Below are 26,063 nucleotides of genomic sequence, written 5' to 3'. Positions count from 1 at the left end.
GATGGCCGGGACGACCGCAGCGACCACGACCGCACCGACCACGACCGCACCGACCACGACCGCACCGACCACGCCCGCACCGACCACGCCCGGCGCCGCCGTCGCCGAGGACAAGCTGCGCGACTACCTCCGGCGCGCCACGGCCGACCTGCGCCAGGCCCGGCGCCGCATCCAGAGCCTGGAGGACCGCGCGCACGAGCCGATCGCCGTCGTCGGGATGGCCTGCCGGCTGCCCGGCGGGGTACGCACCCCCGAGGAGCTGTGGCGGCTGCTCGCCGACGGCCGTGACGCGGTCGGCGGGTTCCCCGACGACCGGGGCTGGGACCTCGGCACGCTGTTCGACCCGGACCCGGCCCACCCCGGCACCTCCTACGCCCGGGAGGGCGGATTCATCGAGGGCGCGGGGGAGTTCGACGCCTCCTTCTTCGGCCTCGGGCCGCGCGAGGCGCTGGCCATGGACCCGCAGCAGCGACTGCTGCTGGAAACCGCCTGGCGGACCTTCGAGTCCGCCGCCGTCGACCCGGCCGCGCTGCGCGGCAGCCGGACCGGGGCCTACGTCGGCATGATCGCGCAGGACTACGCGCCCCGTCCGCACGAGGTCGACGGCGAGCTGGACGGCCACTTCATGACCGGAAACGCCGGCAGCATCGCCTCCGGCCGGCTCGCCTACCACTTCGGCCTGCTCGGGCCCGCCCTCACCGTCGACACCGCCTGCTCCTCCTCGCTGGTGGCCATGCACCTCGCCGCCCGCTCCCTGCGGTCCGGCGAGAGCGATCTCGCGCTGGCCGGCGGCGCCTGCGTGCTGGCCCACCCCCGGGTCTTCCTGGAGTTCAGCCGCCAGCGCGGCCTGGCCCCGGACGGGCGCTGCAAGCCGTTCGCCGCCGCCGCCGACGGCACCGGACTCGCCGAGGGCGTCGGCCTGCTGCTGCTGGAGCGGCTCTCCGACGCCCGGGCCAACGGCCGCCGGGTGCTGGCCGTGCTCCGCGGCTCCGCCGTCAACCAGGACGGGCCCAGCAACGGGCTCACCGCCCCGAGCGGTCCCGCCCAGGAGGAGGTGATCCGGCAGGCCCTGGCCGACGCCCGGCTCACCCCGGAACAGGTCGACGCCGTCGAGGCGCACGGCACCGGCACCACCCTCGGCGACCCCATCGAGGCCGGCGCCGTCCTCGCCGTCTACGGGCAGGGCGAGCGCGAACGGCCGCTGCGGCTGGGATCGTTGAAGTCCAACATCGGCCACACCCAGGCCGCCGCCGGGGTGGCCGGCGTGATCAAGATGATCCTCGCCCTGCGGCACGACACCCTGCCCGCCACCTTGCACGTCGATGCGCCCACCCCACACGTCGACTGGTCCGCCGGAGCCGTCGAACTGCTCACCGAGGCCGCGCCCTGGCCCCGCACCGGCCGGCCGCGCCGGGCCGCCGTCTCCTCCTTCGGGATCAGCGGCACCAACGCCCACGTCGTGCTGGAGGAGGCACCCGGACCCGAGGCCGACGACGACGCCCTGCCCGCGGAGGAGGCCGCCGACCCGCGTGCCGACGCCGAACTGCCCTGGCTGCTCAGCGCCCGTACCCCCGACGCCCTGCGCACCCACGCGCTGGCCCTCGCCGCGCACGCGGCGGCCGGCGCCCACCGGGCGCCGGGCGACACCGCCCACTGGCTCGCCCACGGCCGGGCGCGCTTCCCGCACCGCGCGGCTGTGCTGACCGACCACCCGGAGGAGATCGCCCCCGCCCTGCACGCCCTCGCGGCCGGCCGCGCCCACCCCGCACTGGTGCGCGGCACCGTGGGACTCCCCGGCCGGACGGCCTGGACCTTCTCCGGCCAGGGCTCCCAGCGGGCCGGCATGGGGCGCGAACTGTACGCGGAGTACCGGGAGTTCGCCAAAGCCCTGGACGAGGCCTGCGACGCGCTCGACCCGCATCTCGAACGCCCGCTGCGGGACGTCCTGTTCGCCGAACCGGGCACCCCGGACGCCGTCCTGCTGGACCGCACCCGCTACACCCAGCCCGCGCTCTTCGCCCACCAGAGTGCGCTGGCCCGGCTGCTCGGCACCCGACTGGCGCCGCCGGCCGCCGTCCTCGGCCACTCGATCGGCGAGATCTCCGCCGCCCACCTGGCCGGCGTGTTCGACCTGGAGCCGGCGGCCGCCCTGGTCGCGGCCCGGGCCCGGCTGATGGACGAACTCCCCTCGGGCGCCGGGGCGATGCTCTCCGTCCTGGCAGCCGAGCAGCAGGTCGTGGAGCTGCTCGAACCCTACGGGGACGCGCTCGGCCTCGCCGCGGTCAACGGCCCGGCGTCCACCGTGGTGTCCGGTGACACCGAGGCGGTGGCCGCCCTGGAACGGACCTGCGCCGGGCTGGGGCTGCGCACCCGCAGGCTGACGGTCTCGCACGCCTTCCACTCCGCGCACCTCGACCCGGTCCTGGAGCGGTTCCGCGCGGAGGCGGCCCGGATCACCTACCGGCCGCCGCAGGTGCCGGTGATCAGCAACCTCACCGGCGAGCCCGCCGACCCGGAGCGGATCGCCGGCCCCGACCACTGGACCGAGCACATCCGCGCCACCGTCCGCTTCGAGCACGGCGTGCGCAGCCTGCGCGACCAGCTCGGCATCACCGCGTACGTGGAGCTCGGCCCGACCGCCACGCTCAGCGCGCTCACCGCCGTCATCCATCCGGAGGCGGTGCACCTGGCGGCGCAGCGGCGCGAGCTGCCGCAGCCGCGGGCGTTCGCGGCGGTGCTCGCCGGGGCCGAGATGCACGGCCTGCTGGTGAACCGCCCGGTCCCGGCGCCCGGCCCCGGGCCCCGCAGCGCGCCCGACACCGTCCCCGGGCATCCGTTCGCCGCGGACCGCCACTGGCTGGCCACGCCCTTCCCGACCGGGGCCGGTCCCTCGGTCCGGGTGGAGGGCGGACATCCCGCCAAGGCACCCGGCGGACTGCCCGCCGACGACCCCGGCGCGCTGAAGCGCCAGTGGGAGGAGGCGGCCGAGGAGCAGCGCACCGAGCTGCTGCTGGCGCTGGTCCGGGAGCAGGCCGCGGCCGCCCTCGGCCACGAGGACCCGGCGGAGATCGGCGACCAGGACCGCTTCCAGGACGTCGGCTTCTCCTCCTTCAGCGTCCTGGACCTGCGCAACCGGCTGGCCACGGCGACCGGCCTGGAGCTGCGCCCGGTGGTGGCCTTCGACCATCCGACCCCGGCCGAACTCGCCGCGCACCTGCACGGGCTGCTCGCCGCCTCCGCCGCGCCCGTCACCTGATCGTCCGTCGGATCCGCAGTTCCGCACGTCACCCGTACCCGTACCCGTCGTCGAGGAGAGAGTCCCGGTCATGCGCCTTGGAATCACCTATCTGAGCATCTCGCCCTCGGTGGACCGCGCGTCCGCACGGCAGAAGTACCTGGAGTTCGGCCGCCAGGTCGAATGGGCCAACGACAAGGGCTTCGCCGGGATCTGGGTCACCGAGCACCACTTCTCCGGCTACAGCCTCAGCTCCTCGCCGCTGCTGCTGCTCGGACACGCCGCCTCGCTCGCCCCCGACCTGCGGATCGGCACCGGCATCCTGGTACTGCCGCTCTGGGACCCGGTCCGGCTCGTCGCCGACGTCAACACGCTCGACCAGCTCTCGGGCGGCCGGCTGGACCTCGGCATCGGGCGCGGCTACCAGCCGCACGAGTTCCTCGGCTTCGGCCGCGACCTGGACGGCAGCCGGGCCGCCTACGAGGAGTCCGTCGATCTGGTGCTCCGGCTGCTCACCGAGACCGAGGTCACCCACAAGGGGGAGTTCCACCGGATCGACGCCCCGGTCTCGGTGCTGCCGCCGTCCTTCCAAGCCCCGCACCCACCGGTCTGGGCGGCCGCCGTGAGCCCGGAGTCGACCCGCCACGCCGTCCGCCGCGGCTTCCACCTGCTGGGCCTGGCCCTTTCGACGCCGGAGGAAGTCGCCGAACAGTGGCGGACGGTGGCCGCACTCGCGGCCGAGGAGGGTGTGGCGGCGCAGGGCCGCCAGTACGCCGTCAACCGCTTCGTGCACGTCGGCACGGACCCGGCCGGGCGGCGGGCGGCCGCCCGCGAGGTCGCCCGGCAGATCCAGACCTCCCGGGCGCTCGCCCAGGGCGCGTACCCGACCGGTGGCGTCCCGCCGATCCCCGCCGCCATCGATCCGGCCGACGAGGAGCTCGCCTACCAGCGGCTGCTCGCCGGCTCGCCCGAGCAGATCGTCGAGCAGCTCCGGGAGCTCGCCGCCGCCGGCGTCACCCAGGTCAACGCCGCCTTCGAGTACGGGACCCTGCCCGCCGAGACCGCGTTCGCGTCGATGCGGCTGTTCGCCTCCGACGTGATCCCGGCCCTGGCGGAGCAGCCCGTCGCCCACTGAACCCCTCCGTTCTTTCGTACCGGCCTTCCTCGGTGACAAGGCCGCCGCCACACCGATCGGCCTCGGCTGCACGATCTGCGAGCGTCCCGCCTGCGCCCAGCGCTCCGCCCCGGCGATCGGCCGGACGCTGGCCGTCGACGAACACAGCAGCACCTTCGTCCCGGACGCCGTCCGTGTCGACCCGGAAGGCTAGGACGTACCCGGCCGGAGGCACGGGAGTCGGCCGGGATTCTCCGGTTCGTGGTCCGGCCGGCCCGCCCCGGGCGCACGGGAAGGACTCCACGCGTCCGGTGCTGCGACGGCGGAAGTGACCTGCACCTTGGAATCATTAACGGGCCCGGTGCCGTCGAGGCCTTCGGCGGCCAGGACCAGAACCGGGCCCCCGGCGGACCCGGTCTCCTCGGGCGGTGCCGGCCTGCCCACCGACCCGGACCGGCGGCGGGGGAGGGGGAGGGCAGGCCGGCACCGCCGCCGCCCACCACCCCCTGACCGCGCGCCGAGCCGCCGGACGTCCGCGTCCGACCGCGTCCGACGCGACGCGACACCCGTCAGGTCACTCCGCCGTCAGGCGCGGCGTGCGCGGCGGCACCGTGCGCCGACTGCCCGTCGCCTCGAAGGCCGCGCCGAGGGCCAGCAGCGCGTTGTCGTCGTAGGCACGGCCGGCGAAGGTCAGCCCGACGGGCATGCCGGTGTCCGCCATGGCGCCCATCGGCACGGTCACCGTGGGGATGCCGAGGTGACGGGGCACCAGGTTGCCGTTCGCGACCCAGACACCGTTGCGCCAGCCGAGCTCGGCGGACGCCTCGGAGACGTCCATGTCCGCGGGCCCCACGTCGGCGACCGCGGGGAACACCACCGCGTCCAGGCGCAGGTCGTCCATCCACAGCTCCAGGTCGACCCGGCGGGTCTCCTCAAGCCCGCGCAGCCCCTCTTCGAGGTGCGGCATGTCGGTGAAGGACGCGTACGGGCGCTCGCGCACCAGGCGCGGGTAGTCGCCGATGGTGTCGTCGAAGCCGGTGTAGCGGTCGGGGAGTTCGCCCTGCTGCCTGGGCCAGATGCGGTCGGGGTCGACCTCGGCCAAGGTGGCGAGCGCCGGGTCGCCGTTGGCCCGCAGGAAGTCGTCCCACGCCCAGGCGGACAGGTCCTCGATCTCGACGGTGAGAAAGTCGCGGCCGACCAGGCCGCGGGTGTGCAGCGAGGGCGCCCCGGGGCGGTCGGACTCGTAGTTGGACACGACGGGGAAGTCGACCTCGACCACCTCGGCGCCGGCGGCCTCCAGGTCGCGGCGCGCGGCTTCCCACAGGGCGATCACCGAGGGGCGCGTGTCGATCCGCTGCCCGGTCTGGCCGCCGATGCCGCCGTCGGGGTTGGTGCCGGCGCCGGGGTCGGCGTTGATGTACATCCTGGGTACGCCGACGCGCTTGCCGGCGAGTGCGGCGTGCGCCGTCCGGGCGTCGGTGGGTGCGAGGGCCGGGTACGAGGCGGGGCGCACCTGCGACGCCGAGGGCAGCGGCACCCACGGCTGTGCGCGCCACAGGTCGCCGCGCGGCTCCGGGTCGTCGGCGACGATGACGTCGAGCAGTTCGAACAGGTCGGCCATGGTGCGGGTGTGCGGGACCACGACGTCCATGGTCGGTACCAGCGGCCAGTTGCCGCGCACCGAGATCACGCCGCGGCTGGGCGTGTAGGCGCACAGCGCGTTGTTCGAGGCGGGCGCCCGGCCCGACGACCAGGTCTCCTCGCCGAGGCCGAACGCGCCGAACGACGCCGCCGTCGCGGTGCCGGAGCCGTTGGAGGAGCCGGAGCCGTAGGCGCTGGTGAGCCAGTCGGTGCTGTACGGGCTCTCCGCGCGGCCGTACACGCCGCGCTGCATGCCGCCGTTCGCCATCGGCGGCATGTTGGTGAGCCCTATGAGGACGGCCCCGCCCGCGCGCAGCCGCTCGACGGCGAAGGCGTCGCGCTGGGCGACGAGGTGCTCGAACGCGGGCGAGCCGGCCGCGGCGGTCAGTCCCTTCGCGAGGTAGCTGTCCTTCGCGGTGTACGGGATGCCGTCCAGCGGGCCGAGCGTCTCGCCGCGCGCGCGGCGTGCGTCGGAGGCCTCCGCCTCGGCGCGGGCGTCCGGGTTCATCACCACCATCGCGTTGAGGGCGGTGCCGGTGCCGGGCCGGTCGTACGCGTCGATCCGCGCGAGGTAGGCGTCGAGCAGGCCGACCGCGGTGGTCTCGCCTTTCTCCAGCGCCGCGCGCAGGTCGGCGATACCGGTCTCCACAACGTCGAATCGGCGCGTCATACGGGTGTCTCCTGAGGGTCGGGTCGGACCGGCCGAGCCGCTGGGCGTCGAACCGATCGCGCGCGGTCGCCGTGCTCCCACTGCACTGACTAGATTTTCAGTCTAGACTACAGATCTAGCTCCCAGAATCGAGATGAGTCCATGCCGACGCCAGAGTCCGAGCCCGCACGGCCGCGGCGCCTCCCCGCACCGCAAGGCGTGACCGGGCCCGCGACGGCCACCGGGCCGGGTACGGCCGCCCAGCCCCTTCGGGCCCCGGCCGACAGGAAGCGTCAGCCCAGCGGCGACGAGGCGCGGGGGCGGGCGATGCGGGCCGCCATCAGTGCCATCGCGGAGAAGGGCACCGCAGCCGTGCGTATGTCGGACATCGCGGCGCGGGCCGGTATGAGCACCGGGCACATCCTCTACCACTTCGGCAAGAAGGACCGCCTCCTGCTCGAAGTCCTCGCCTGGAGCGAGGCGGACCTCGGCGTCCGGTTCCAGCAGGCCGCGGACGAGGCCGCGTCCCCCGCCGAGAAGCTGGCGCTGTTCGTCCGCTTCTACCTGCCCCGCCACCAGGGCGACGAGCGCTACGCCCTGTGGACGCAGGTGCTGGCCCAGCGCCACGACGACGCCGGCCGGCACCTCCTCACCGCGCTGTCCGACGCCTGGGAGGAGCGCCTGGAAGTCATCCTCCGGGAGGGACAGGCCCTGGGGCAGTTCGCCGATGTGGACCCTCCCGAGTTCGTCATCCGGGCCGTGGCCATGCTCAACGGGCTCTCCGGCGACGTGATGTTCGGACGCTCGCGCTGGCAGCACGCCTCCGCGCACTCGTTCGCCCTGTCCGCCCTCGAACGCGAACTGCGGCCGCCCGGCCGGGCCTGACGACACGTCCCGGGCAGAGGTCCCGATCGGAACTGACGTGTCAACATGTCTCTTCTCCGTACGGGGTTTCCCGTGTTTCGGCTCCGGGGCGGTTTCGGGGTTCGCGTCAGGAGCCAGGCCTGGCGGGCCCAGGCTCGGTGTCTCTGACCTCCGCCAGGAGGAACGAGCCGTCGCGGCCCGGGACGCCGCCTCCGGGCCTCGCTCCGGGCGGCCGCCCCGACGGCCGAAGCCGGCCCGCCGTTCACCGTCGCGCCGCGCTGCTCCCGCCCCCGACCCGGCCCCCGGTCCCGGTGGCCGCGGGAGTCGTCGCCGGGGCAGGAAATGAGGCCGCAGCCCCGTCCTCAGCACGGCGGTGCGCCGGGAACCGTATGATCGGTCAATGTCTGACACGACGGAAACCACGCCCGGCTGGCTTGCTCCCGAGGAACTCGAGAGCACACGGGCCAGGATGCCGATCCTGTACGTCGAGGCGGTGCCGGTCCGCGTCGACGAAGCCGGCGAGGTCACCCGGGTCGGGCTCCTGCTGCGGATGGCTCCGGACGGGACGGTCAGCCGGACGCTGGTCTCCGGCCGGGTGCTGCACCACGAGCGGATCCGCGACGCACTGCTGCGGCACCTGGAGAAGGACCTCGGTCCGGTGGCGCTGCCGCGGGTCCCGGCCTCGCTCCAGCCGTTCACGGTTGCCGAGTACTTCCCGACCCCGGGCGTCACCGAATTCCACGACCCCCGGCAGCACGCGGTGTCCCTCGCCTACATCATTCCGGTGGCCGGCGACTGCCGGCCGCGGCAGGACGCCCTCGACCTGGTCTGGTTCAGCCCGGAGGAGGCCGCATCGTCCGTGGTCCAGCTGGAGATGCCCGGCGGACAGGGTGTCCTGCTCAAGCGGGCCCTCGCGCATGTGGGCTGCCTGACCTGATCCGGTCGGGCCCCGGGCACAGGCCGTCGGCGGGACCACCTGCCTGCTCCGCAGTGCCGCGCCGGCGTCCGGCCGCCTCCCGGCCGACCGTCACCGTCGGCTTCGGCCCCACCCTGTAGAGAAGGACGGTCTCTGCCGCTTCGCACTCAGGGCCAAGTCACATCCTGCCTGGACAGGTGGGCCGTTCGGGTGACGTTCGAGCCGGGAGCACGAGTCCTGGGCTCAGCTCCCGGCTCGCGGTGGTTGAGTCGCCTGCATGAGCAAGAGTGACCCCGCCGCCCTGTTCGGCAACCGCTTCCTGACCGTGCCCGCGCCTTCGGAGACCTTTCCCGAGAAGGGCATGACCGCGACGGACGCCATGCGGCTGGTGGGCGAGGACCTCGTCATGGAGGGCGACCCGCAGCGCAACCTCGCCACGTTCGTCACCACGTGGATGGAACCGGAGGCGCAGCGGATCATCGCCGAGAACCTCCACCGGAACTTCATCGATCACGCCGAGTACCCGATCTCCGCGGAGATCGAGCAGCGCTGTGTGCGGATGCTCGCCGATCTCTTCCACGCGCCGGGCAGTACCACCGGATGCCGGACCCAGGGCTCCTCCGAGGCGATCATGCTCGGCGCGCTCTCGCTGAAGTGGAAGTGGCGGGAGCGTCGCAAGGCGGCGAACCTGTCGGTCGAGCGGCCCAACCTGGTGTTCGGCGGTGACGTCCATGTCGTCTGGGAGAAGTTCTGCCGGTACTTCGACGTCGAGCCGCGCATCGTGCCGCTCGCCGAGAACAAGTACACGATCGGCCCGGAGGACGTGGAGCCCCACCTCGACGAGAACACGATCGGCGTGGTCGCCGTCGTCGGCACCACGTTCACCGGCCACATGGACGACGTCGTCGGGATCGACAAGCTCCTGCGGGGAATCCGCAAGGAGCGGGACCTCGACATCCCGATCCACGTCGACGGTGCCAGTGGCGGCTTCGTGTGGCCCTTCCTCTATCCGGACTCGAAGTGGGACTTCCGGCTGGAGCAGGTCCGGTCGATCAACGTCTCGGGACACAAGTACGGTCTGGTGTACCCCGGCATCGGCTGGCTGGTCTTCCGTGAGGAGTCGGACCTGGCCAAGGACCTCGTGTTCTACGAGAACTATCTGGGCAAGACCGATGCGACGTTCACGCTGAACTTCTCGACCGGCGCGTCGATGGTGCTCGCGCAGTACTACAACTTCGTCCGGCTGGGTCGCGAGGGCTACACCTACGTCATGGAGACGATGCAGACGAACGCCCGCGCGCTGGCGGACAATCTGCGTGACAGCGGCCGCTTCGAAGTGATCGGGAGCGGTCTTGAGCAGCTGCCGCTGGTCGCCTTCCGCCTTGCCGGCAGGCATGCCTACGACGAGTCCGACATCGCCTGGCAGCTCTCGGCCGAGCGTGGCTGGATGGTGCCGGCGTACACGCTCCCGCCCAACGCGGAGCGGGTGAAGATCCTGCGGGCCCTGGTCAAGGAGACCCTGAGCCGAGGCCAGATCGACCGCCTGACACAGGACATCGCCGATGCGTGTGCCACCTTGGACCGCAAGGGGGCGGCCCACGACGTCGAGCGGGCCCAGGTCAAGCGCGGCACCGGCTACTGACGGGCCGAGTTGCCGTCCTCCCACCCGGCATGTCGGACGGTGGGCACATCGTAGCCATCTGGATTGGACGCTGATGGACCGCTATCCTCCGATCGCCGATCACGGCCTGGTGGGCGACCTGCAGACCGCCGCCCTGGTGTCCTCGCAGGGCGTGGTGAACTGGTTCTGCTCGCCGAGGTTCGATTCCCCGAGCGTCTTCGCCTCGCTGCTCGATCACGATCGGGGCGGGCACTTCCGGCTGGCGCCGGAGCACTCGGACATGTCGTGCAAGCAGCTCTACTACCCGGACACCGGTGTGCTGGTGACGCGGTTCATGTCGCCGGACGGGGTCGGCGAGGTCGTCGACTGGATGCCGGCGAACACGAGCCGCACCCCGACCGACCGCCACAGCCTGATGCGGGTGATCCGGGCGGTGCGCGGCACCGTGCGCTTCGTCCTGGAGTGCCGGCCCCGCTTCGACTACGGCCGGGCCGGGCACGAGCTGGAGCTGGGTGGGCAGGACGCGGTCTTCCGCGCGCCCGGGATCACCGGACACCTCCAGGCCAGCTTTCCGCTGGAGCGGGACGGGCAGGACGTCCGCGGCGCCGTCACCCTGGACATCGGGGAGTCCGCCGCCGCCGTGTTCACCACCTGCGCACCCGACGGCGGGCCGCCGCCCCCGCTCACCGTGGAGGACATCACGGCGAAGCTGTGGGGCGAGGTGGACTTCTGGCAGAACTGGCTGCACACCTCCCGCTACCGGGGCCGCTGGGCCGAGATGGTCAACCGTTCGGCCATCACGCTGAAGCTCCTCACCTACCACCCCTCCGGTGCCCCGGTCGCCGCCGCCACCATGGGTCTGCCCGAGCAGGTCGGGGGTGAGCGGAACTGGGACTACCGCTACTCGTGGATCCGGGACGGGTCGCTCTCGGTCCGGGCGCTGCTCGACCTCGGGTTCGTCGAGGAGGCGACCTCGTTCACGAAGTGGCTGGGCGACCGGATGCGCGACCGGGCCGACCTGCCCGGCGAGCGGCTGCAGATCATGTACCGGGTGGACGGCGACCCGCACCTCACCGAGGAGACCCTGGACCACTGGGAGGGCTACCGGGGCTCGCGTCCGGTGCGGGCGGGCAACGCCGCCGCCGACCAGCTCCAGCTCGACATCTACGGCGAGGCCCTCTACGCCATGGCCGAGGGCCTGGACGTCGGCACGGAGCTGGGCTACCACGGCTGGAAGGGCCTCGCCCGGACCCTGGACTGGCTCTGCGACAACTGGGACCGGCCGGACGAGGGCATCTGGGAGACCCGCGGCGGGCGCAACGACTTCACCTACAGCCGGGTGATGTGCTGGGTGGCCTTCGACCGGGGCATGCGCCTGGCGACCGAACTCAGCCGGCCGGCCGACATCCCGCGCTGGCGCATCGCCCGCGACAGCATCCTCGAACAGGTGATGGACAAGGGCTGGAGCCAGGCCGAGCAGGCCCTGGTGCAGCACTACGGCGGCGACGTCCTGGACGCCTCGCTGCTGCTGGTCCCGCGGGTGGGGTTCCTCGCCGCGAAAAGCCCCGGGTGGCTCTCCACCCTGGACGCGATGGAGCGCAAGCTCGTCTCGGACAGTCTCGTCTACCGCTACGACCCGGCCGCCTCCCCGGACGGGCTGCGCGGCTCGGAAGGAACCTTCAGCCTCTGCACCTACCTCTACGTCGACGCCCTGGCGCGGGCGGGGCGCGTCCGCCCGGCGCGGTACACCTTCGAGAAGATGCACACCTACGCCAACCACGTCGGCCTGTTCGCCGAGGAGATCGGCCCGAGCGGCGAGCAGCTCGGCAACTTCCCGCAGGCGTTCACGCACCTGTCGCTCATCATGGCGGCGTCGACCCTGGACGAGGCCATCGACAAGCTGCGCGCGCGGTCCTGAGCCGCGCCGTCGAACGGTTGCCGCTGCCGCTTCCCGGGCACGGGCGGCCTGCGGTGACCATCTCGGCGTCCTGCATGCCGCGAGCGGGCGCCCGCGGAGCGACGGCGCCGGGTGTGTGACACCAACGGCTCACGATGCCTTGCACCTCGGTACGCGAGCGGCCTCTGATGGATCCATGCAGTCATCTCCTCCGAATTCCCAGACAAATGTGCCACCGCTGGAGCGTTCGCACTGGGTGGCCTTCGCCGGAATCCTCCTGATGCTGAGCGGACTGTTCGACATCATCAACGGGTTCGTCGCGATCCTCGACCACGGCTACTACGAGACGACGGCCAACCACGGCAATCGTCTGCTGATCTTCAACTACACCGCGTGGGGCTGGATCTGGGTGGTCGTGGGCATCGCGCAGGTGCTGGCCAGCCTGGGTGTGCTGCTGGGTGTCAGGGCGGCCCGGATCACCGGCATCGTGCTGGCCTCCTTCTGCCTGGTGGGTCAGATGATGTTCATCTCGGCCTTCCCCTACTGGTCCCTGTTCACCATGCTCATGTCCGTGCTGGTGATCTACGGGCTGCTCGCCGAGCCGCATCACGTCGAGGGACTACGGGTCTGAGCAGGGGCCCGGGGGGGCGGAGACCCGCCGGAACAGCCGTTCGTGGCGGGCTACGATCTCCACCCGGCCGGGACCGTCGCGCGGATGTCGGCCGGCGAGGCGCTCGACGACGAGGCCGCGGGCCCTGGCTCCAGGCGGGTGCCATGCGGATCCGTACGGCGACGCAGGGGACCCGCGCACGCTCAGGGGGCGGTCTCGTCCGGCGCCGGGGGTTCGCGTGTGGTGCCCCGGGAGCGTCGTCCCCCGATGCCCTGGGGGTCGGCCGTCCGGGCGTCGGCGCGGCGGGGGGCGTCACCGAACCCCCTTTCCACCGCGTCGTCGAGCAGGACGAGTTCGGCGCGCAGAGCGGGCCCGCACTCGTCCGGCAAGGCCACGAGAAGACCCTTGAGGAGGGCCCGCAGGCGCCTGCACACCTGGACGGACGTCGCGCCGTAGTCGCGGATCTCGGTGACGGCGAGTTCCAGGTACTCCTCCCAAGACCGGCCGGGCACCACGAGGCGCGGCCTCCCGTGGCCGTCGGCGAGGACGTAGTGGTCGCGGAGGCCGACGCGGCCGACGACGTGCAGGAACGTCTCGATGTGGTTCAGCACCTGGACGGCGGTGGTGGGGTCGTTGACGGCGGGGGAGAGGGCCCTGATGGCGATGTCGACGAGGATGCGCAGGGCGAAGGCCGGGTCCTGCTCGATCGTCCGCTCCGCGCCCAGGGCGAGCAGGCCGGCCACCCGGTCACGGGCGGGCGCGGTGGGACCGCCGTGGACCTCGACGATCGTGCCGCCGGGCGGCACGAAGTCGCCGACGGATGCCGCCAGGACGAGGACGCAGTCGTGCCGGGTCGCGAGCGAGAGCATGCCGGGCGCGTCGAACGCCTGGATGACACCTCCTCGTTCCGTCCGCACCAAGGCAACCGGATCGCCCGGCAGCGGCGCCCCGCCGGGCGCCGCGGCGCTCCGCACGTGCGCCGCCGCGTGGCCGAGGACCTGTTCGCCCTGGCGGCCGACGATGTCGGCGATGGCCACCGGTCGCAGGTTGTGGGTGAACCGGTTGAGGTAGATCAGCAGCAACAGGAGGCTCACGGAGACGGCGACCCCGGCAAGCGTCACGCCGAGGTTGGGCACGGAGTCGGTCTCGATGCTGCGCAGCAGCGTGTACGCGAAGGCGAAGGTGCCGGTGAAGGTGGCGAGCACGGCCTTCTGCAGCCGGTCGCGGTACCAGAGCCGCATGTAGCGGGGGGAGAGCGTGCCGGTGGCCTGCTGGATGACCAGGACGCCGATGGTGACGACGAACCCGAGCAGCGCGATCATCGAGCCAACGACCGAGCTGAGGACGGTGCTGGCCGTCGTCGCGGAGTAGTCCCAGGTCTTCGGCAGCCAGGACGCGCCGTCCGCTGCGGTGGCCGCCTCGGCGAGGGCGACGCCGAGGACGAGCCCGAACAGGGGGACGATCCACAGGCTCGCCTTGGCGTACTGCCGCAGCCGGAACCGGGCTGCCCAGGACATCATGCGGGACCCAGCAGGACGGCAGTGTCGTCCGGGAGCGGGGTGGCGGGGCGTGACTCGGTGACCGGGTCGAGCCGGCCGTCGGGGCGGATGACGAAAAGGACGTCGTGGTCCGGCGGGAGCGGTGCGGAGCCGGGGTGAAGCAGGAATCGGGCCCCCTGCCGGTAACGGGCCGCGACGATGTGGCGGACCAGCGACCGGCCGAAGAGGATGTCGCCCCCGGTGTACGGGGCGACCACGCCGTGGCTGCCCTGCGGCGGCCCCACCCGGTAGACCGGACCCTGGACGTTGTCCTTGACGACGACCGAGGCGAGGGCGTTGAAGTCGTCGTCGTCGGTGAGCAGGAACACGGCCGTCACGCCTTCCAGACGGGCCCGGGGGTTGGTCGCGGTCGCCAGCATCTCCCCCCGCGCGAGTTCGATGCCGGCCGCCCTGATCCGCGCGCGCTCCTCGTCGAGTCCGGCCCACATCAGGACGTCGAGCCCCGCCGACTCCAGGGCCTTGCCCAGGCCGATCACCCACGGGTCGCCGCCGACGAGGAGCGGCCGGGTCCGGCTCGGCCGGACGACGCCGAGCCGGCGGGCCACGGGTGCGGCGGTGAGCGCGTAGAGCAGTACCGTGCCCACGATCACGAGGAAGGTGATCGGCAGGATCTTGGAGGCGCCGGGCAGTCCCTTCTCCACCAGGGTGGCGGCGAAGGCGGACGCGGTCGAGGCGGCGACGATGCCGCGGGGCGCCATCCACCCGATGAAGCCCCATTCGCCCACCGTCAGGTCCGAACCGCGGGAGGAGGCGTAGGCGATGATCGGCCGGACGAGGAGGACGAGGACCGCGATCAGGATCAGGGAGGGCACGAGCACGGGCGTGACCGACGCGGGCGTGACGGCGGAGGAGATGGAGATGAACAGCAGTCCGATGATCAGCTGTACGAGCGTTTCGAGGAAGGGCCTGCGGGCCGGCATGTCCAGACCGGGCAGGTTGGTGACGGCGAGTCCGGTGACGATCGCGGCGATCAGGCCGGTGTCGTCGCGGGCGATGTCGCAGCCTGCGGAGACCAGGATCACCGTCGCGAGCTGGGCCAGCGTGCCGAGCGTCTCGCCCAGCCGCAGTTTGCGCAGCGCCAGCCAGAGCAGGCCGGTGCCGACCGCGCCCCCCGCCAGGCCGACGCCCATGCTGATCAGAAACTGCCCGATCTGGTAGCCGCGGCCGATGTCGATCTGCCCGCTGGTCGCGACGGCGTGGAACACGATGGCGCCGAGGATGCCGCCGATCGGGTCGGTGAGCGTCCCCTCCCAGATCAGGATGCGTCGTACCTTGTCCGTCGGCCGGACGTATTCGAGCAGCGGACCTACGACGGTGGGGCCCGACACGACCAGGATCACGCCGATCATCGCCGCCACGCGCAGCGGGATGTCGAAGAGCGCCGGGCCGACGGCGCAGACGGCGAAGAAGGTGACCAGGATGCCGATGATCAGCAGCCGTCCGACGATCCCGCGGGTCACACCTTTGAGGTTGCGCAGGTTCAGTCCGAGGCCGGCGTCGTAGAGGATCACCGCGACGGACAGCGAGACCAGCGCCGGGAAGTCCGGGCCGATGAGCCGTCCGGGGTGGATGACGTCCGTCAGGGCGCCCACGGTGAAGCCGACCGGCAGGAGGATGATCAGCGCGGGTACGTGCAGTCTGTTCGCCAGGACCTGCGACCCTGTGGCGAGGGCGACGGTGAGGGCCATACCGAGGAGGATCTCTTCGCCGGTCATAGCGGTCGTCCTCCGTCCGAGTTTTGGGGGCCCGTGGGATTCAACCCCGTCGGGGAGCCCCGCGGTCGCCCATCACGGTCGGACACGGCTCCTACCACCCGATCGGCTCTCCGGGAGTACTGCCGGTACACGACGCCGTTCGGAAGTCCGTCGCGGCGGGGCGGGCACGCTCCGAGCTCGCGACCTGGCTGTGGGAGCGACCGCGACACCCCGGGCTGCGCCGTACCGTGCCGGGTGCGGGGTCGGGGTGCGAAGCTCGACGGATGATCGACCGTATCCGCGCAGGCCTCACCCGATGGACCGTCACCGTGCCGCTGCTGGCACTGGTGACGCTGGCGCTGACGTGGGGGCGGTCGCTGCCGGGTGCGGTGGTGGCCGTGGTGGCGGTGTTCCTGGCCGGCGCCGTGCTCGCGGCGGTGCACCATGCCGAGGTGATCGCGCACCGGGTGGGCGAGCCCTTCGGGTCGCTGGTGCTGGCCGTGGCGGTGACGATCATCGAGGTGGCGTTGATCGTGACCCTCATGGCCGGTGCGCCGGTGAAGAATGCGACGCTCGCCCGCGACACCGTCTTCGCCGCCGTCATGATCACCTGCAACGGCATCCTCGGCCTGTCGATCCTGCTGGCGGCGCTCCGGCACCGTGTCGCCGTCTTCAACGCGGAGGGCACCGGCGCGGCCTTCGCCACCATCGCGACGCTCGCCACCCTGAGCCTGGTGCTGCCGACGTTCACCACCAGCACGCCCGGCCCGCAGTTCAACACCGCCCAGCTCACCTTCGCCGCCGTGGCCTCCCTCGGGCTGTACGGGCTCTTCGTCGCCACCCAGACGCTGCGCCACCGCGACTACTTCCTTCAGGTCACCGCCGAGGGAGAGCTGTTGGACGAGGAGGACCACGGCGAACTGCCCACCTCACGGGAGGCTCTGACGAGCCTCGGCCTGCTCGGGGTCGCCCTGGTCGCCGTGGTGGGCCTGGCGAAGGTCGTCTCGCCGACCATCGAGTCGGCCGTCGCCGACGCGGGCCTGCCGGCCTCGGTGGTGGGTGTGGTGATCGCCCTGCTCGTCCTGCTGCCGGAGACGATCGCGGCGCTGCGGGCGGCCGTCGGCAACCGGGTGCAGACCAGCCTCAACCTGGCGCTCGGCTCCGCGCTGGCGAGCATCGGACTGACCGTACCCGCGGTGGCGGTGGCCTCCGTGTGGCTCAGCGGCCCGCTCGTCCTGGGGCTGGGCCCGACGCACATGGTGCTGCTGGCGCTGACGGTGGCGATCGGCACGCTGACGGTCATCCCGCGCCGGGCGACACCGCTCCAAGGGGCCGTCCACCTGTCGGTCCTCGCGGCGTACCTGGTGCTCGCGGTCAGCCCTTGACGGGCCGGGAAGCGGCCTGACACCGCCCTGATGGGCTCGTCTCCGCAACTCCGACCCTCGCCGCCACCCCGGGTCGGGCGGGGCCCGACCCGGGGTGGCGGGTTGATCAGGTGATGGTCCGGCAGACCGTCCCGTTCAGCCTGAAGACCGTCGGGGACGGGTTGGCGCCGTTGTTGCCGCCGACGAAGCCGAAGTCGGCGGAGGTGCCGCCGTTCGGCGCGAGCCGCGCGTTGTACTCGCCGTTGGTCACCCGGACGTGCTGCCCCGAGCCGGTGACGCTCGCGTTCCACCACGAGCCGACGGACTGCCCGGTCGACGGCCAGTCGAAGTCCAGCGTCCAGCCGTTGATGTCCGCCGGGCCGAGGTTGCTCACCACGACGCCGGCCACGAAGCCGTTGCCCCAGCCGGCGGTCACCTGGTACGAGACGGTGCAGGTGCTGTCGTTCGGCGTGCCGGTGGTGAAGGTCAGCGGTACGGAGGGCCGGGAGAGGCGCCCCGCCTGGTCCCTGGCCAGCACGTTGACCGTGTGCCGGGTGCCCGGCGGCAGGTTGTGGAGCGTGGCGGAGGTACCGGTGGCGGTGCTGAGCAACTGGACGGTGGTGCCGAGCTGCTCGTAGACCTCGTACTTGTCCACCGGGCCGGCGGCGGCCGGCCAGCCCAGGGTGACGGTGCCGGCGCCCACCGAGGTGGTCCGCGGTGCTCCCGGGGTGCCGACGGTGGCGGCGGTCGAGCCGGTGCCGGGCTGCGGGTGGATGGTCAGCACGGTGATGGAGTACGGGGCCAGGGTCGCCGAGGAGGAGGTGGCGGTACCGGTCGCGTCCACCAGGCCGTCGTCGCCGGGCGCCCATCGCTGGACCGAGGGGGCCGCAGAGGAGGGGGTGAAGCCCAGGTACCGCAGGTCCACGGTGTGCGGGGCGGTGGAACTCTTGTTCAGCAGCAGGACGCTGAGGTCGCCGTCGGCCCGGAGCACCGCGTGCGACGAGACCTCGGAACCGGAGGTGCCGGAGGCCACCATGCTGTCGCCCGGGTCGCTGAGGGCGCCCAGCGCCTTGATGCCGTAGTACGGCGCGAACGGGGTGTTCACCGCCGGCTCGCAGACGCCACCGGTGCAACTGCCGTTCGACAGCATGCCCATGTCGCCGTAGTCGGTCTCGCCGCCCACGGTGGTGATGGCGCCCGCGCCGTTGTGGGTGTCCCACCAGTCCACGCTGAAGACGCCGTTCTCCAGCGCCGTGCTCATGGCCTCCGCGGCGAACAGGCCGTTGGGGCGGCTGGTGAAGGGGCCGCTGCCGGAGTTGGAGTTCACCTCGGTCATCGCGATGCCGATGCTCGCGGAGTCGGCCCCCGCGTACTGGTTCACCAGGTTGCGCACCTCGCGCAGCTCACCGGGCAGTTGCTGCACGGCGGCCAGCGACTGGTCGCCGTCGCCGGCGTTGGGGTACCAGTGGACGCTGACGAAGTCGATGTCGTGGGCGACGGCGGCGAGCACCGTGTGGTTCCAGTCGGCGGTGTCGCCGGCGGCCACGATCCCGTCCGGCCAGTTGCCGGGCATGGTGAGCACCGCGCCGATCCTGACGGTGGGGTCGACGGCCTTCATGGCCGTGGCGTACGCCTTGACCTCCCTGGCGTACTGGTCCGGCGTCCTGTCGGCGTGGGTGTCGTTCTCCCAGCCGTTGCCGTAGACGCCGTTGCCGTAGATCTCGTTGCCGATCTCCCAGTACTTCGCCCCGTAGCCCTTGGTGATGTTGGCGTAGCGGACCCAGTCCGCTGCCTCCTGGGCCGTGCCGGAGCCGTAGTTGGCGATCAGGATCGGCTGGGCCCCGGAGGCCTGCACGGTGCCCATGAAGGCGTCGAAGCCGGTGCCCGGGGCGACGTAGCCGCCGGGTGCGGTGTTGTCGACCCAGTGGTAGTTGTCGGAGTAGGAGCCGCCCGGGTAGCGCAGCGCGCCGATCCCGGCGGCCTTGTACAGGGCGGTCACCTCGGGGTCGTTCATGGACGAGTCCCAGATGGCGGTGTTGGCGCCGAGCGCGGTGGAGCTGACGGTGCCCAGGCCCGCGCTCGCGTTGACCGTGACCGAGGTGTCGCCGGTGGCGGCCGGGTCGGCCGCGACGGCGGGGGTGGACAGCGGCAGGGCCGTGGCCACCACGGCCAGGGCGGCCGCGGCCGTCACGGCGAGGGGGCGACGGAGCCGGTCCGGTCTCCTGCGGAACAGCATGGGGGAGTTCCTCCCGGGTGGAACGCCGGTCCGTGGCCACGCCGCGGAGCCGGACGATGGACGGGGAACTGTGCGGTGTGCGGCGCCGCGCCAGCGGTGCAGGACGCGTGCGACGGGTGGAGTGTGGGAGCGCTCCCATGATGGGAGGGTGCGCCGACTGTGTCAATCTTCCTGACACGCCGAAGCGCAGGACCGTGACAGCGCGGGAGCCGGCAGCGTCACGGCCTGCTGCGGCTCTCCCGCTCGGCTTTCCCGTTCGTCCCCGGCAGCAGCGTCCTCAGCGTGCCGACCGGACACAGCGCCGGGAAACTCACCTCGAACGGTCCGTCAGCACTGCGCCTGGCCCTCGGCGAGGACCTGGACCGTGTCCGGCATCTGCTGGCCGGCCCGTTCGACGGTGGCACGGTAGCTGCCCCCCAGCCCCCAGGGATAGGTCACGGAGTAGACGGTACGGATGACACCGCCGATCCTCGTTGTCAGGACCTTGTGGGTGGGGAAGTGCTGCGGCCCGCAGGAGATCTCCTCCAGCGTCTCGTCGCTGGCCAGCAGCACGCCGTTCCAGCTGTTCATACGGTCGTTCAGGCTCGACGAAATGATCATCTGCAACCCGGGAGAGGGCGCCGCGATGATGTCCGACTCCTTCGCGCAGCCGACCGAATAGCCGGCGTCGCCGTAGGACTGGGCCTTGCAGATGCCGCCGTCCCCCTCGGCCAGCCACAGCAGTTGCGGCACCTCCACGTCGTTCCACCTGACGAGCACCACCGAACCTTCGACGGCAGGCCGGCCGTCACGCTCGGCCGACTCCAGGACCAGCCGCTGCGCCTCCTGCGGAAACCCGGGTGGCGTCGGCACGGCGGGAGCCGCCGAGGCGGTGGGACCGGCCGACTGCACCGGACCCGTGAGGCTTGGCACGCCGGACGTACACGCGGCTGTGCCCACCAGCAGGAAGACGCAAGTGGTGCGCATCGCCGCAGTCCGTGCGGGGTTCTCGGCCATAGTGGTTCCCCCCCGTTGATACATCGGTTTCGTGGAGCAGGACACTGCGGTGCACCGCATCGGTTCCGACGCGTTCGCTGCGGTCTGCGTCCGCAGCTGTACCGAGTCCCGGACAGCTCACCCCTGTCGGTCGTGCGTCCGCAGCGGTACCGAGTCCCGGACAGCTCACCCCTGTCGGTCGTCCCGGTCGTAGGCGACGTCGAAGGGGAAGTCGTGGGCGAGGGCGAACGCGCGGTATCGGGTCAGCTGCTGACGGAGCAGGGCTGCGGCCGACGGGCAGAGGAGTGCGGCGTGTTCCGACGAAAGCGGTCCGGTCACTGGACGGATTCGCCACTCTGCGGCCTGTTCCTCACCGTCGGGGCCGGATGCATGGCCTTCACCCCGGGTTCCCTCTTCCGCCATGTCGTCACCGGGACCCTGTTCGCGATCGCCGTCGCGGACCAGCTTCTGGGCATCGGGGAACGGATCCTGCTGCGCCGCGTGCGGCGGGCCGGGCGTCTGAAGGGCCGCCACAGCGTGACGGGCCCCGACCCCGACCTGTGATGGCCGGCCCCGGCCCTCCCGCCGTCGCACGGCGCCCCGTTCCGCCGGCCCCTACAGTCCCGTTCCGTCCGCCCGCAGGCCGGGGCTTTCACCGAAGCACGGTGCCCGCCCGGCCAGCAGCGGCGCGCCGTCGGCCGGTTGACCCGCGCCGGCCGGGAAAGTCGGCCTCCGGCGTGACCCCCGCCGCTGCCGAGTTGCCCGCCACCCGCCGATCCCGGCACGGACGGCGGGGGCCGGACACCCACGGTGTCCCGCCCCCACCGTCCCGCGTGCGGGCGCGTCAGGCGCCGACGAGCCCCACCAGCTCGGCCAGCCGGGTGTAGGACTCCCGGCGGTCGGCCGGGTCGTAGGTGTTCGCCACCACCATCACCTCGTCGGCCCCGGACTCGGCCACGAAGGACTTCAGCTTCGCCGCCACCGTCGCGGGGCCGCCGACGACCTCCGCGCGCAGGTCGTTCAGCGGGGCGGAGGACCGCGCGGCCGCCTCAGCCGGCGTCGGCCGGTACGCCAGCGCCTCCTCCACGGGCAGCAGCGCCGAGGAGTTGCCCGCCGCGTGCTGCGCCAGCGCGAGCCGCCACGGCGTGGCGAGCGCGTCGGCGTGCGCGTCGTCCCGGCCCACCACCACCGTCAGGGTGAGGATCGCCCACGGCCGCGCCCCCTCGTACGCGGGCACGAACTCCTCCCGGTAGCGGCGCAGCGCGAGGAAGGCGTTGGCCGGGTCCTGGTAGGCCGCCAGATAGGCGTAGCCCAGGCCGAGCCGGCCGGCCACGACGGCCGAGGAGGGGCTGCCGCCCAGCAGGAACACGCCGGGCAGCGGCGCGTCGTCCGGCACCGCCCGGACGGAGCCCAGCTCGTGCCCGGCGGGCAGCGAACCCCGTCCGCCGAACGCCAGTAGCTGGAGGAGCTGCCCGGTGAAGACCTCGGGGGCGGGCGAGGAGCGGCGCAGCGCCGCCGCGGTGGGCCCGTGCTCGGTGCCGCTGGAGCGGCCGATGCCGAGGTCGATCCGGCCCGGGTGCAGGGCCTCCAGGGTCCGGAACTGCTCGGCCACGTGCAGCGGCGCGTGGTTGGGCAGCAGCATCCCGCCGGCGCCGATCCGCAGCCGGGTGGTCCGGGCCGCGAGGTGGGCGATGACGATCTCGGGCGCCGAGATGCCCACCGCCGCCTGCGCGTGGTGCTCGGCCACCCAGTACCGGCTGAAGCCGAGCTCCTCGACGTGCCGGGCGAGCCGGACGGCTTCACCCAGCAGCTCGCCGCTGCTCACGCCGGCCCGGCGGGGGCCCTGGTCGAGGACGGAGAACGCGGTCATGCCCACTTCCTGACGGTTCGGCCCCCGGCGTGCCGGGGGCGTGGATCGGTGGTGGCACCCGGGCGCGCGGCTGCGCCGTCCGGGTGCCGGCCGGCCCGCGGGCCGGCGGGCCGGGCCGGGCGGTTCACACGCCCGCCGCGGCCGGGTAGGGGTGCGCGACGCCGAAGTGCTCGCGCAGCGTCGTCCCCCGGTAGTCGGACCGGTAGACGCCGCGCTTCTGCAGGATCGGCACCACCAGCTCCACGAAGGCCTGCAGCCCGTCGGCGAAGACGTCCGGCATCAGGGTGAAGCCGTCGGCCGCCCCCGAGGCGAACCACTCCTCGGCGACGTCCGCGACGTGCTCGGGCGTGCCGACGGCCTCGATGTGCGCCCCCCGCCACGGTGCGTGCCCGGCGACCTCGTCCAGCCGCTCCAGCCGTCGGAGCGCCTCGCCGCGGCTGTCGGCGATGGTGGTCATCAGCCCGGGCAGGATCTTGACCGACCGGGGGTCACGACCGTGCCGCTCCGCCCGGGCCCGCACGTCGTCGGCGTAGGCCAGCGCCACGTCCGGCGTCTTGGCGCCGGAGAACACCACGTCGGCGGTGCGCCCGGCCAGTTCACGGCCCGGTTCGGAGGCCCCGGCCTGCACGACCAGCGGGTGGCCCTGCGCGGACGGCGGCAGCGGCAGCGGCCCGCGGACCTGGAAGTGCTGCCCGCGGTGGTCGATCGGCCGCAGCCGACGAGGGTCGGTGAAGCGCCCGCTCGCCGCGTCCGCCAGCAGCGCGTCCGGCTCCCAGCTGCGCCACAGTCCCTTGACGATGTCGACGAACTCCTCGGCGCGCGCGTAGCGGTCGGTCCGCGGCGGCAGGCCGCTGCCGCCGAAGTTGGCGGCCACCTGCGGGATGTACGTGGTGACGGCGTTCCAGCCGGCGCGGCCGCCGCTGAGGACGTCCAGCGACTTGAACCGGCGGGCGATGTTGTAGGGCTCGTTGGAGGTGGTGGAGGCGGTGGCGATCAGCCCGATCCGCTCGGTGGCCGCGGCGACCGCGGTCAGGATGAGGGTCGGCTCCAGGTAGTAGGCGCCGTGCGGGCTCCGGTCGATGTCGCCGAAGACGCCGGGCGTGTCGGAGAGGAAGACCGCGTCCATCCGGCCGCGTTCGGCGAGGCGCGCGGCTTCCACCCAGGTCTCCACCTTGGCGAAGCCGTGCGGGTCGGAGCCGGGTTCACGCCATGCGGCGGGGTGGACGCCCATGGCGCCGCCGACCATGTGCAGGTTGAGGTGGAGCTCACGTCCGGTGCTCATGGGCCTTCCTGGGGGACGGGCCGTCCAGTTGCGGGACGGCGTCGAGCAGTGCGCGGGTGTACGGGTGCCGCGGTGCGGCGAAGACCTCGCCGACGTCGCCGGCCTCCACCGTCCGGCCGTCCTTCATCACCAGGACCTCGTCGGCGATGTGGTGGACGACCCCGAGGTCGTGGGAGATGAAGACGTACGCGACGCCGAGTTCGGCCTGGAGATCCAGGAGGAGGTCCAGCACCTGCGCCTGGATGGAGACGTCGAGTGCGGCCACCGGCTCGTCCAGGACGATGATCCGTGGGTGCGGGGCCAGCGCCCGGGCGATCGCCACCCGTTGGCGCTGCCCGCCGGACAACTGGCGCGGCCGGCGCCGCAGCAGGTCCCGGCCGAGCCCGACCTGGTCCATCAACTCGTCGACCCGGCAGGCGTGTTCGCCGCGCGGCAGGCCGGTGGCGGCCAGCGGTTCGGCGAGGATCCGGGCCACCGTGTAGCGGGGGTCGAAGCTGCTGAGCGGATCCTGGTGGACGACCTGGACCCGCCGGTGCAGCGCGCGCCGCTCCCGGGCGGACAGGCCGAGCCAGGACGTCCCCTCCACCTCGACGGAGCCGGTGTCCGGCGGGGCGAGCCCGAGCAGGAGGCGCCCGGTGGTGCTCTTGCCCGAGCCGGACTCGCCGACGATGCCCAGCGTGCGGCCGGCCCGCAGGGTGAACGAGACGTCCTCCACCGCGGTCAGCCTGCCGCGCCCGGCCACGGCGAAGGACTTGCCGATGCCCCGGGCGGCGAGCACCACCGGCGCCCCCGCCGGGTCGGCGTGCCGCGGCAGCGGGATCCCGGCGCGCGGCCCGGACAGCCGGGTGCCGCGGGCGTGCGCGTGCGGGACCGCGTCCAGGAGCTGCCGGGTGTACGGATGACCGGGGTTCGCCAGGACCTCGGCGGTGGGGCCCTCCTCGACGACCTCGCCGTCCTTCATCACCAGCACCCGGTCGGCGACCTTCGCCACCACCGCCAGGTCGTGGCTGATCAGCAGCAGCGCCATGCCGGCCCGCCGCCGCTCCGCCAGCAGGTCGAGGATCTGAGCCTGCACCGTGACGTCCAGGGCGGTGGTCGGCTCGTCGGCGATCAGCAGGGCCGGACCGGCCGCGATCGCCGAGGCGATCAGGGCCCGCTGGCGCAGGCCGCCGGAGAGCTCGTGCGGATACTGCCGGGCCCGTAGCTCCGGGTCGGGCACGCCCGCGTCCGCGAGCAGCCGCAGCACCCGCCCGGGCACCTCGGCGCGCGGGACACTGCGGTGGGCGTGCAGGGCCTCGGCGATCTCGTCCCCCACCCGGCGCAGCGGGTCGAGGGAGACCAGGGCGTCCTGCAGGACGAAGCCGATCCGGCGCCCGCGCAGCGGCCGCCACTGACGGCCGGTCAGCGCGCCCACCTCGCGGCCGTCGATCCGGAAGGTGTCGGCGGTCACCCGCGCGCCGGGGCCGGCCAGGCCGACCAGGCTGCGCGCGGTCACACTCTTGCCGGAGCCGGACTCCCCGACCAGGGCGACGCTCTCGCCGGCCCGCACGGTGAGCGACAGCCCGCGCACCGCCCTGACCGAAGCCCGGTGGCCGGGGAAGGAGACGGTGAGCCCGCGCAGTTCCACCAGCGGCTGCGCGCCGTCGTCGGGGGCCTGCGCGCCGGTCGCGGTGCCGTGTCGCGGCCGGGTGCCGGTCCCGGGGTCGCCGATCATCGGGCCACCCGCCCTTCGGCCCGGTCCTGCAGCCACTGCCCGAGGGCGGAGACGGCCAGCACGGCGACGGTGATCGCCGCACCGGGGAAGACCGCGGTCCACCAGGCGACCTCGAAGTAGTCGCCGCTGCCGGCGAGCATCGCGCCCCATTCGGCGGTCGGCGGCTGTGGGCCCAGGCCCAGGAAGCTGAGCGCCGATCCGGTGACGATCATGCCGCCGACGCCCACCGTGGCGAGGGCCAGCAGCGGACCGACCGCGTTGGGGACGATGTGCCGGACGACGACCTGCAGCCTGGACCAGCCGAGGACGGTCGCGGCCTCGACGAACTGGGCGCCGCGGATCCGCAGCACCTCGGCGCGCACCAGCCGGGCGTACCCGGGCAGGGTGACCAGTGCCAGGCCGGCCACCAGGTTGCCGGTGCCGGTGCCGAGCACCGCGACGACCAGCAGCACCAGCAGCACGCCGGGGATGGACATCAGGACGTCCAGCACCCGGCCCACCACCTGGTCGGCCGCCCGGCCGCCCTGGGCGGCGACGACGCCGACCACCGTGCCGGCGGCGAGCGCCAGGACGGAGGCGCAGAGACCGATCAGCAACGACGGCCGGGCGCCGTGCACCACGCGGGACCAGATGTCGCGCCCGTTCTCGTCGGTGCCCAGCCAGTGGCCGGAGCCGGGCGGCAGCAGGGTGTTCGCCGGGTCGGCCGCGTCCGGCCCGGTGCCGGTGAACAGGCCGGGCGCCAGCGCGGCCAGCAGGAGCAGGGCGCAGGCCACGAACGCCAGGACGACGCCGGGGCGCCAACGGGTGATTGCGACAGTCACG

The 26,063-nt window shown here is 73.1% G+C and carries 19 protein-coding genes and 1 pseudogene; 10 read left to right on the top strand and 10 right to left on the bottom strand.

The genetic code is table 11. The annotated features are described in order from the left end of the window. Position 1 precedes the first annotated feature (1 nt). From OG689_RS04750 to OG689_RS04740, 3 genes and pseudogenes are all read left to right on the top strand, one after another. Positions 2 to 3,256 (top strand): type I polyketide synthase, encoded by a 3,255-nt coding sequence (locus OG689_RS04750; RefSeq protein WP_266317980.1) that lies wholly within the window; start codon positions 2 to 4, stop codon positions 3,254 to 3,256. 70 nt (positions 3,257 to 3,326) lie between these two features. Beyond that, on the top strand, positions 3,327 to 4,370 hold the full coding sequence (locus OG689_RS04745; RefSeq protein ID WP_266317978.1) for an LLM class flavin-dependent oxidoreductase: 1,044 nt from the start codon (positions 3,327 to 3,329) through the stop codon (positions 4,368 to 4,370). Positions 4,371 to 4,413: 43 nt separating this feature from the next. Next, positions 4,414 to 4,563, top strand: a pseudogene (locus OG689_RS04740) (short-chain fatty acyl-CoA regulator family protein); the annotation flags it as partial. 360 nt (positions 4,564 to 4,923) lie between these two features. Here the strand turns inward: OG689_RS04740 and OG689_RS04735 are convergent. Further along, positions 4,924 to 6,660: an amidase gene (locus OG689_RS04735; RefSeq protein WP_266317976.1), complete on the bottom strand. Its 1,737-nt coding sequence runs from the start codon at positions 6,658 to 6,660 to the stop codon at positions 4,924 to 4,926. A gap of 357 nt (positions 6,661 to 7,017) precedes the next feature. Here OG689_RS04735 and OG689_RS04730 point away from each other — a divergent pair, with 357 nt between their 5' ends. The 5 genes from OG689_RS04730 to OG689_RS04710 all read left to right on the top strand — a co-directional run bounded on the left by OG689_RS04730 (position 7,018) and on the right by OG689_RS04710 (position 12,568). Next, on the top strand, positions 7,018 to 7,524 hold the full coding sequence (locus OG689_RS04730) for a TetR/AcrR family transcriptional regulator (RefSeq protein WP_266326866.1): 507 nt from the start codon (positions 7,018 to 7,020) through the stop codon (positions 7,522 to 7,524). Between the two features lie 379 nt (positions 7,525 to 7,903). Then, positions 7,904 to 8,440: an NUDIX hydrolase family protein gene (locus OG689_RS04725; protein ID WP_266317974.1), complete on the top strand. Its 537-nt coding sequence runs from the start codon at positions 7,904 to 7,906 to the stop codon at positions 8,438 to 8,440. Positions 8,441 to 8,696: 256 nt separating this feature from the next. Next, positions 8,697 to 10,061 (top strand): glutamate decarboxylase, encoded by a 1,365-nt coding sequence (locus OG689_RS04720; protein ID WP_266317972.1) that lies wholly within the window; start codon positions 8,697 to 8,699, stop codon positions 10,059 to 10,061. Positions 10,062 to 10,134: 73 nt separating this feature from the next. Beyond that, the gene (locus tag OG689_RS04715; protein ID WP_266317971.1) at positions 10,135 to 11,958 is read left to right on the top strand and encodes a glycoside hydrolase family 15 protein; all 1,824 of its coding nucleotides are present in this window, start codon (positions 10,135 to 10,137) and stop codon (positions 11,956 to 11,958) included. Between the two features lie 175 nt (positions 11,959 to 12,133). Beyond that, the gene (locus tag OG689_RS04710; protein WP_266317970.1) at positions 12,134 to 12,568 is read left to right on the top strand and encodes a hypothetical protein; all 435 of its coding nucleotides are present in this window, start codon (positions 12,134 to 12,136) and stop codon (positions 12,566 to 12,568) included. 182 nt (positions 12,569 to 12,750) lie between these two features. Here the strand turns inward: OG689_RS04710 and OG689_RS04705 are convergent, their stop codons facing one another. Both OG689_RS04705 and OG689_RS04700 read right to left on the bottom strand, forming a co-directional pair. Then, positions 12,751 to 14,067 (bottom strand): DUF2254 domain-containing protein, encoded by a 1,317-nt coding sequence (locus tag OG689_RS04705; protein ID WP_266317968.1) that lies wholly within the window; start codon positions 14,065 to 14,067, stop codon positions 12,751 to 12,753. Then, entirely contained in the window at positions 14,064 to 15,821 is a 1,758-nt protein-coding gene (locus OG689_RS04700) for a cation:proton antiporter (RefSeq protein WP_266317967.1), read from the bottom strand. Before OG689_RS04700 ends, OG689_RS04705 begins: the two co-directional genes overlap by 4 nt. Before the next feature lie 263 nt (positions 15,822 to 16,084). Here OG689_RS04700 and OG689_RS04695 point away from each other — a divergent pair, with 263 nt between their 5' ends. Next, entirely contained in the window at positions 16,085 to 17,185 is a 1,101-nt protein-coding gene (locus tag OG689_RS04695) for an ionic transporter y4hA (protein ID WP_266317965.1), read from the top strand. Between the two features lie 106 nt (positions 17,186 to 17,291). Here the strand turns inward: OG689_RS04695 and OG689_RS04690 are convergent, their stop codons facing one another. The 3 genes from OG689_RS04690 to OG689_RS04680 form a co-directional block, all read right to left on the bottom strand. Then, complete coding sequence (locus tag OG689_RS04690) at positions 17,292 to 19,400, bottom strand: cellulose binding domain-containing protein (protein ID WP_266317964.1); 2,109 nt, start codon at positions 19,398 to 19,400, stop codon at positions 17,292 to 17,294. A 327-nt stretch (positions 19,401 to 19,727) separates the two neighbouring features. Further along, positions 19,728 to 20,252 (bottom strand): hypothetical protein, encoded by a 525-nt coding sequence (locus OG689_RS04685; RefSeq protein ID WP_266317962.1) that lies wholly within the window; start codon positions 20,250 to 20,252, stop codon positions 19,728 to 19,730. 309 nt (positions 20,253 to 20,561) lie between these two features. Next, positions 20,562 to 20,714, bottom strand: coding sequence for a hypothetical protein (locus OG689_RS04680; protein WP_266317961.1), 153 nt, complete (start codon positions 20,712 to 20,714; stop codon positions 20,562 to 20,564). A gap of 51 nt (positions 20,715 to 20,765) precedes the next feature. Between OG689_RS04680 and OG689_RS04675 the strand changes: the two genes are divergently transcribed. Further along, positions 20,766 to 20,939: a hypothetical protein gene (locus tag OG689_RS04675; RefSeq protein ID WP_266317959.1), complete on the top strand. Its 174-nt coding sequence runs from the start codon at positions 20,766 to 20,768 to the stop codon at positions 20,937 to 20,939. A 280-nt stretch (positions 20,940 to 21,219) separates the two neighbouring features. Here the strand turns inward: OG689_RS04675 and OG689_RS04670 are convergent, their stop codons facing one another. The 4 genes from OG689_RS04670 to OG689_RS04655 all read right to left on the bottom strand — a co-directional run bounded on the left by OG689_RS04670 (position 21,220) and on the right by OG689_RS04655 (position 26,062). Next, positions 21,220 to 22,245 (bottom strand): LLM class flavin-dependent oxidoreductase, encoded by a 1,026-nt coding sequence (locus tag OG689_RS04670; RefSeq protein WP_266317958.1) that lies wholly within the window; start codon positions 22,243 to 22,245, stop codon positions 21,220 to 21,222. A gap of 124 nt (positions 22,246 to 22,369) precedes the next feature. Further along, positions 22,370 to 23,527: an NtaA/DmoA family FMN-dependent monooxygenase gene (locus OG689_RS04665; RefSeq protein ID WP_266317957.1), complete on the bottom strand. Its 1,158-nt coding sequence runs from the start codon at positions 23,525 to 23,527 to the stop codon at positions 22,370 to 22,372. Further along, positions 23,511 to 25,241 (bottom strand): ABC transporter ATP-binding protein, encoded by a 1,731-nt coding sequence (locus OG689_RS04660; RefSeq protein WP_266317956.1) that lies wholly within the window; start codon positions 25,239 to 25,241, stop codon positions 23,511 to 23,513. The genes OG689_RS04665 and OG689_RS04660 overlap by 17 nt, the downstream gene beginning before the upstream one ends. Further along, on the bottom strand, positions 25,238 to 26,062 hold the full coding sequence (locus tag OG689_RS04655) for an ABC transporter permease (RefSeq protein ID WP_266317955.1): 825 nt from the start codon (positions 26,060 to 26,062) through the stop codon (positions 25,238 to 25,240). Before OG689_RS04655 ends, OG689_RS04660 begins: the two co-directional genes overlap by 4 nt. Between the last annotated feature and the right edge of the window lies 1 nt (position 26,063).

This window comes from Kitasatospora sp. NBC_00240, from assembly GCF_026342405.1.
GTDB lineage: Bacteria > Actinomycetota > Actinomycetes > Streptomycetales > Streptomycetaceae > Kitasatospora.
This window is presented reverse-complemented; position numbering and strand designations above follow the sequence as displayed.

Bases quoted from the DNA above. Each gene is read 5' to 3' on its own strand.
- OG689_RS04750 (WP_266317980.1), top strand. From the start codon at position 2: ATGGCCGGGACGACCGCAGCGACCACGACCGCACCGACCACGACCGCA.
- OG689_RS04745 (WP_266317978.1), top strand. From the start codon at position 3,327: ATGCGCCTTGGAATCACCTATCTGAGCATCTCGCCCTCGGTGGACCGC.
- OG689_RS04735 (WP_266317976.1), bottom strand. From the start codon at position 6,660: ATGACGCGCCGATTCGACGTTGTGGAGACCGGTATCGCCGACCTGCGC.
- OG689_RS04730 (WP_266326866.1), top strand. From the start codon at position 7,018: ATGTCGGACATCGCGGCGCGGGCCGGTATGAGCACCGGGCACATCCTC.
- OG689_RS04725 (WP_266317974.1), top strand. From the start codon at position 7,904: ATGTCTGACACGACGGAAACCACGCCCGGCTGGCTTGCTCCCGAGGAA.
- OG689_RS04720 (WP_266317972.1), top strand. From the start codon at position 8,697: ATGAGCAAGAGTGACCCCGCCGCCCTGTTCGGCAACCGCTTCCTGACC.
- OG689_RS04715 (WP_266317971.1), top strand. From the start codon at position 10,135: ATGGACCGCTATCCTCCGATCGCCGATCACGGCCTGGTGGGCGACCTG.
- OG689_RS04710 (WP_266317970.1), top strand. From the start codon at position 12,134: ATGCAGTCATCTCCTCCGAATTCCCAGACAAATGTGCCACCGCTGGAG.
- OG689_RS04705 (WP_266317968.1), bottom strand. From the start codon at position 14,067: ATGATGTCCTGGGCAGCCCGGTTCCGGCTGCGGCAGTACGCCAAGGCG.
- OG689_RS04700 (WP_266317967.1), bottom strand. From the start codon at position 15,821: ATGACCGGCGAAGAGATCCTCCTCGGTATGGCCCTCACCGTCGCCCTC.
- OG689_RS04695 (WP_266317965.1), top strand. From the start codon at position 16,085: ATGATCGACCGTATCCGCGCAGGCCTCACCCGATGGACCGTCACCGTG.
- OG689_RS04690 (WP_266317964.1), bottom strand. From the start codon at position 19,400: ATGCTGTTCCGCAGGAGACCGGACCGGCTCCGTCGCCCCCTCGCCGTG.
- OG689_RS04675 (WP_266317959.1), top strand. From the start codon at position 20,766: ATGGCCTTCACCCCGGGTTCCCTCTTCCGCCATGTCGTCACCGGGACC.
- OG689_RS04670 (WP_266317958.1), bottom strand. From the start codon at position 22,245: ATGACCGCGTTCTCCGTCCTCGACCAGGGCCCCCGCCGGGCCGGCGTG.
- OG689_RS04665 (WP_266317957.1), bottom strand. From the start codon at position 23,527: ATGAGCACCGGACGTGAGCTCCACCTCAACCTGCACATGGTCGGCGGC.
- OG689_RS04660 (WP_266317956.1), bottom strand. From the start codon at position 25,241: ATGATCGGCGACCCCGGGACCGGCACCCGGCCGCGACACGGCACCGCG.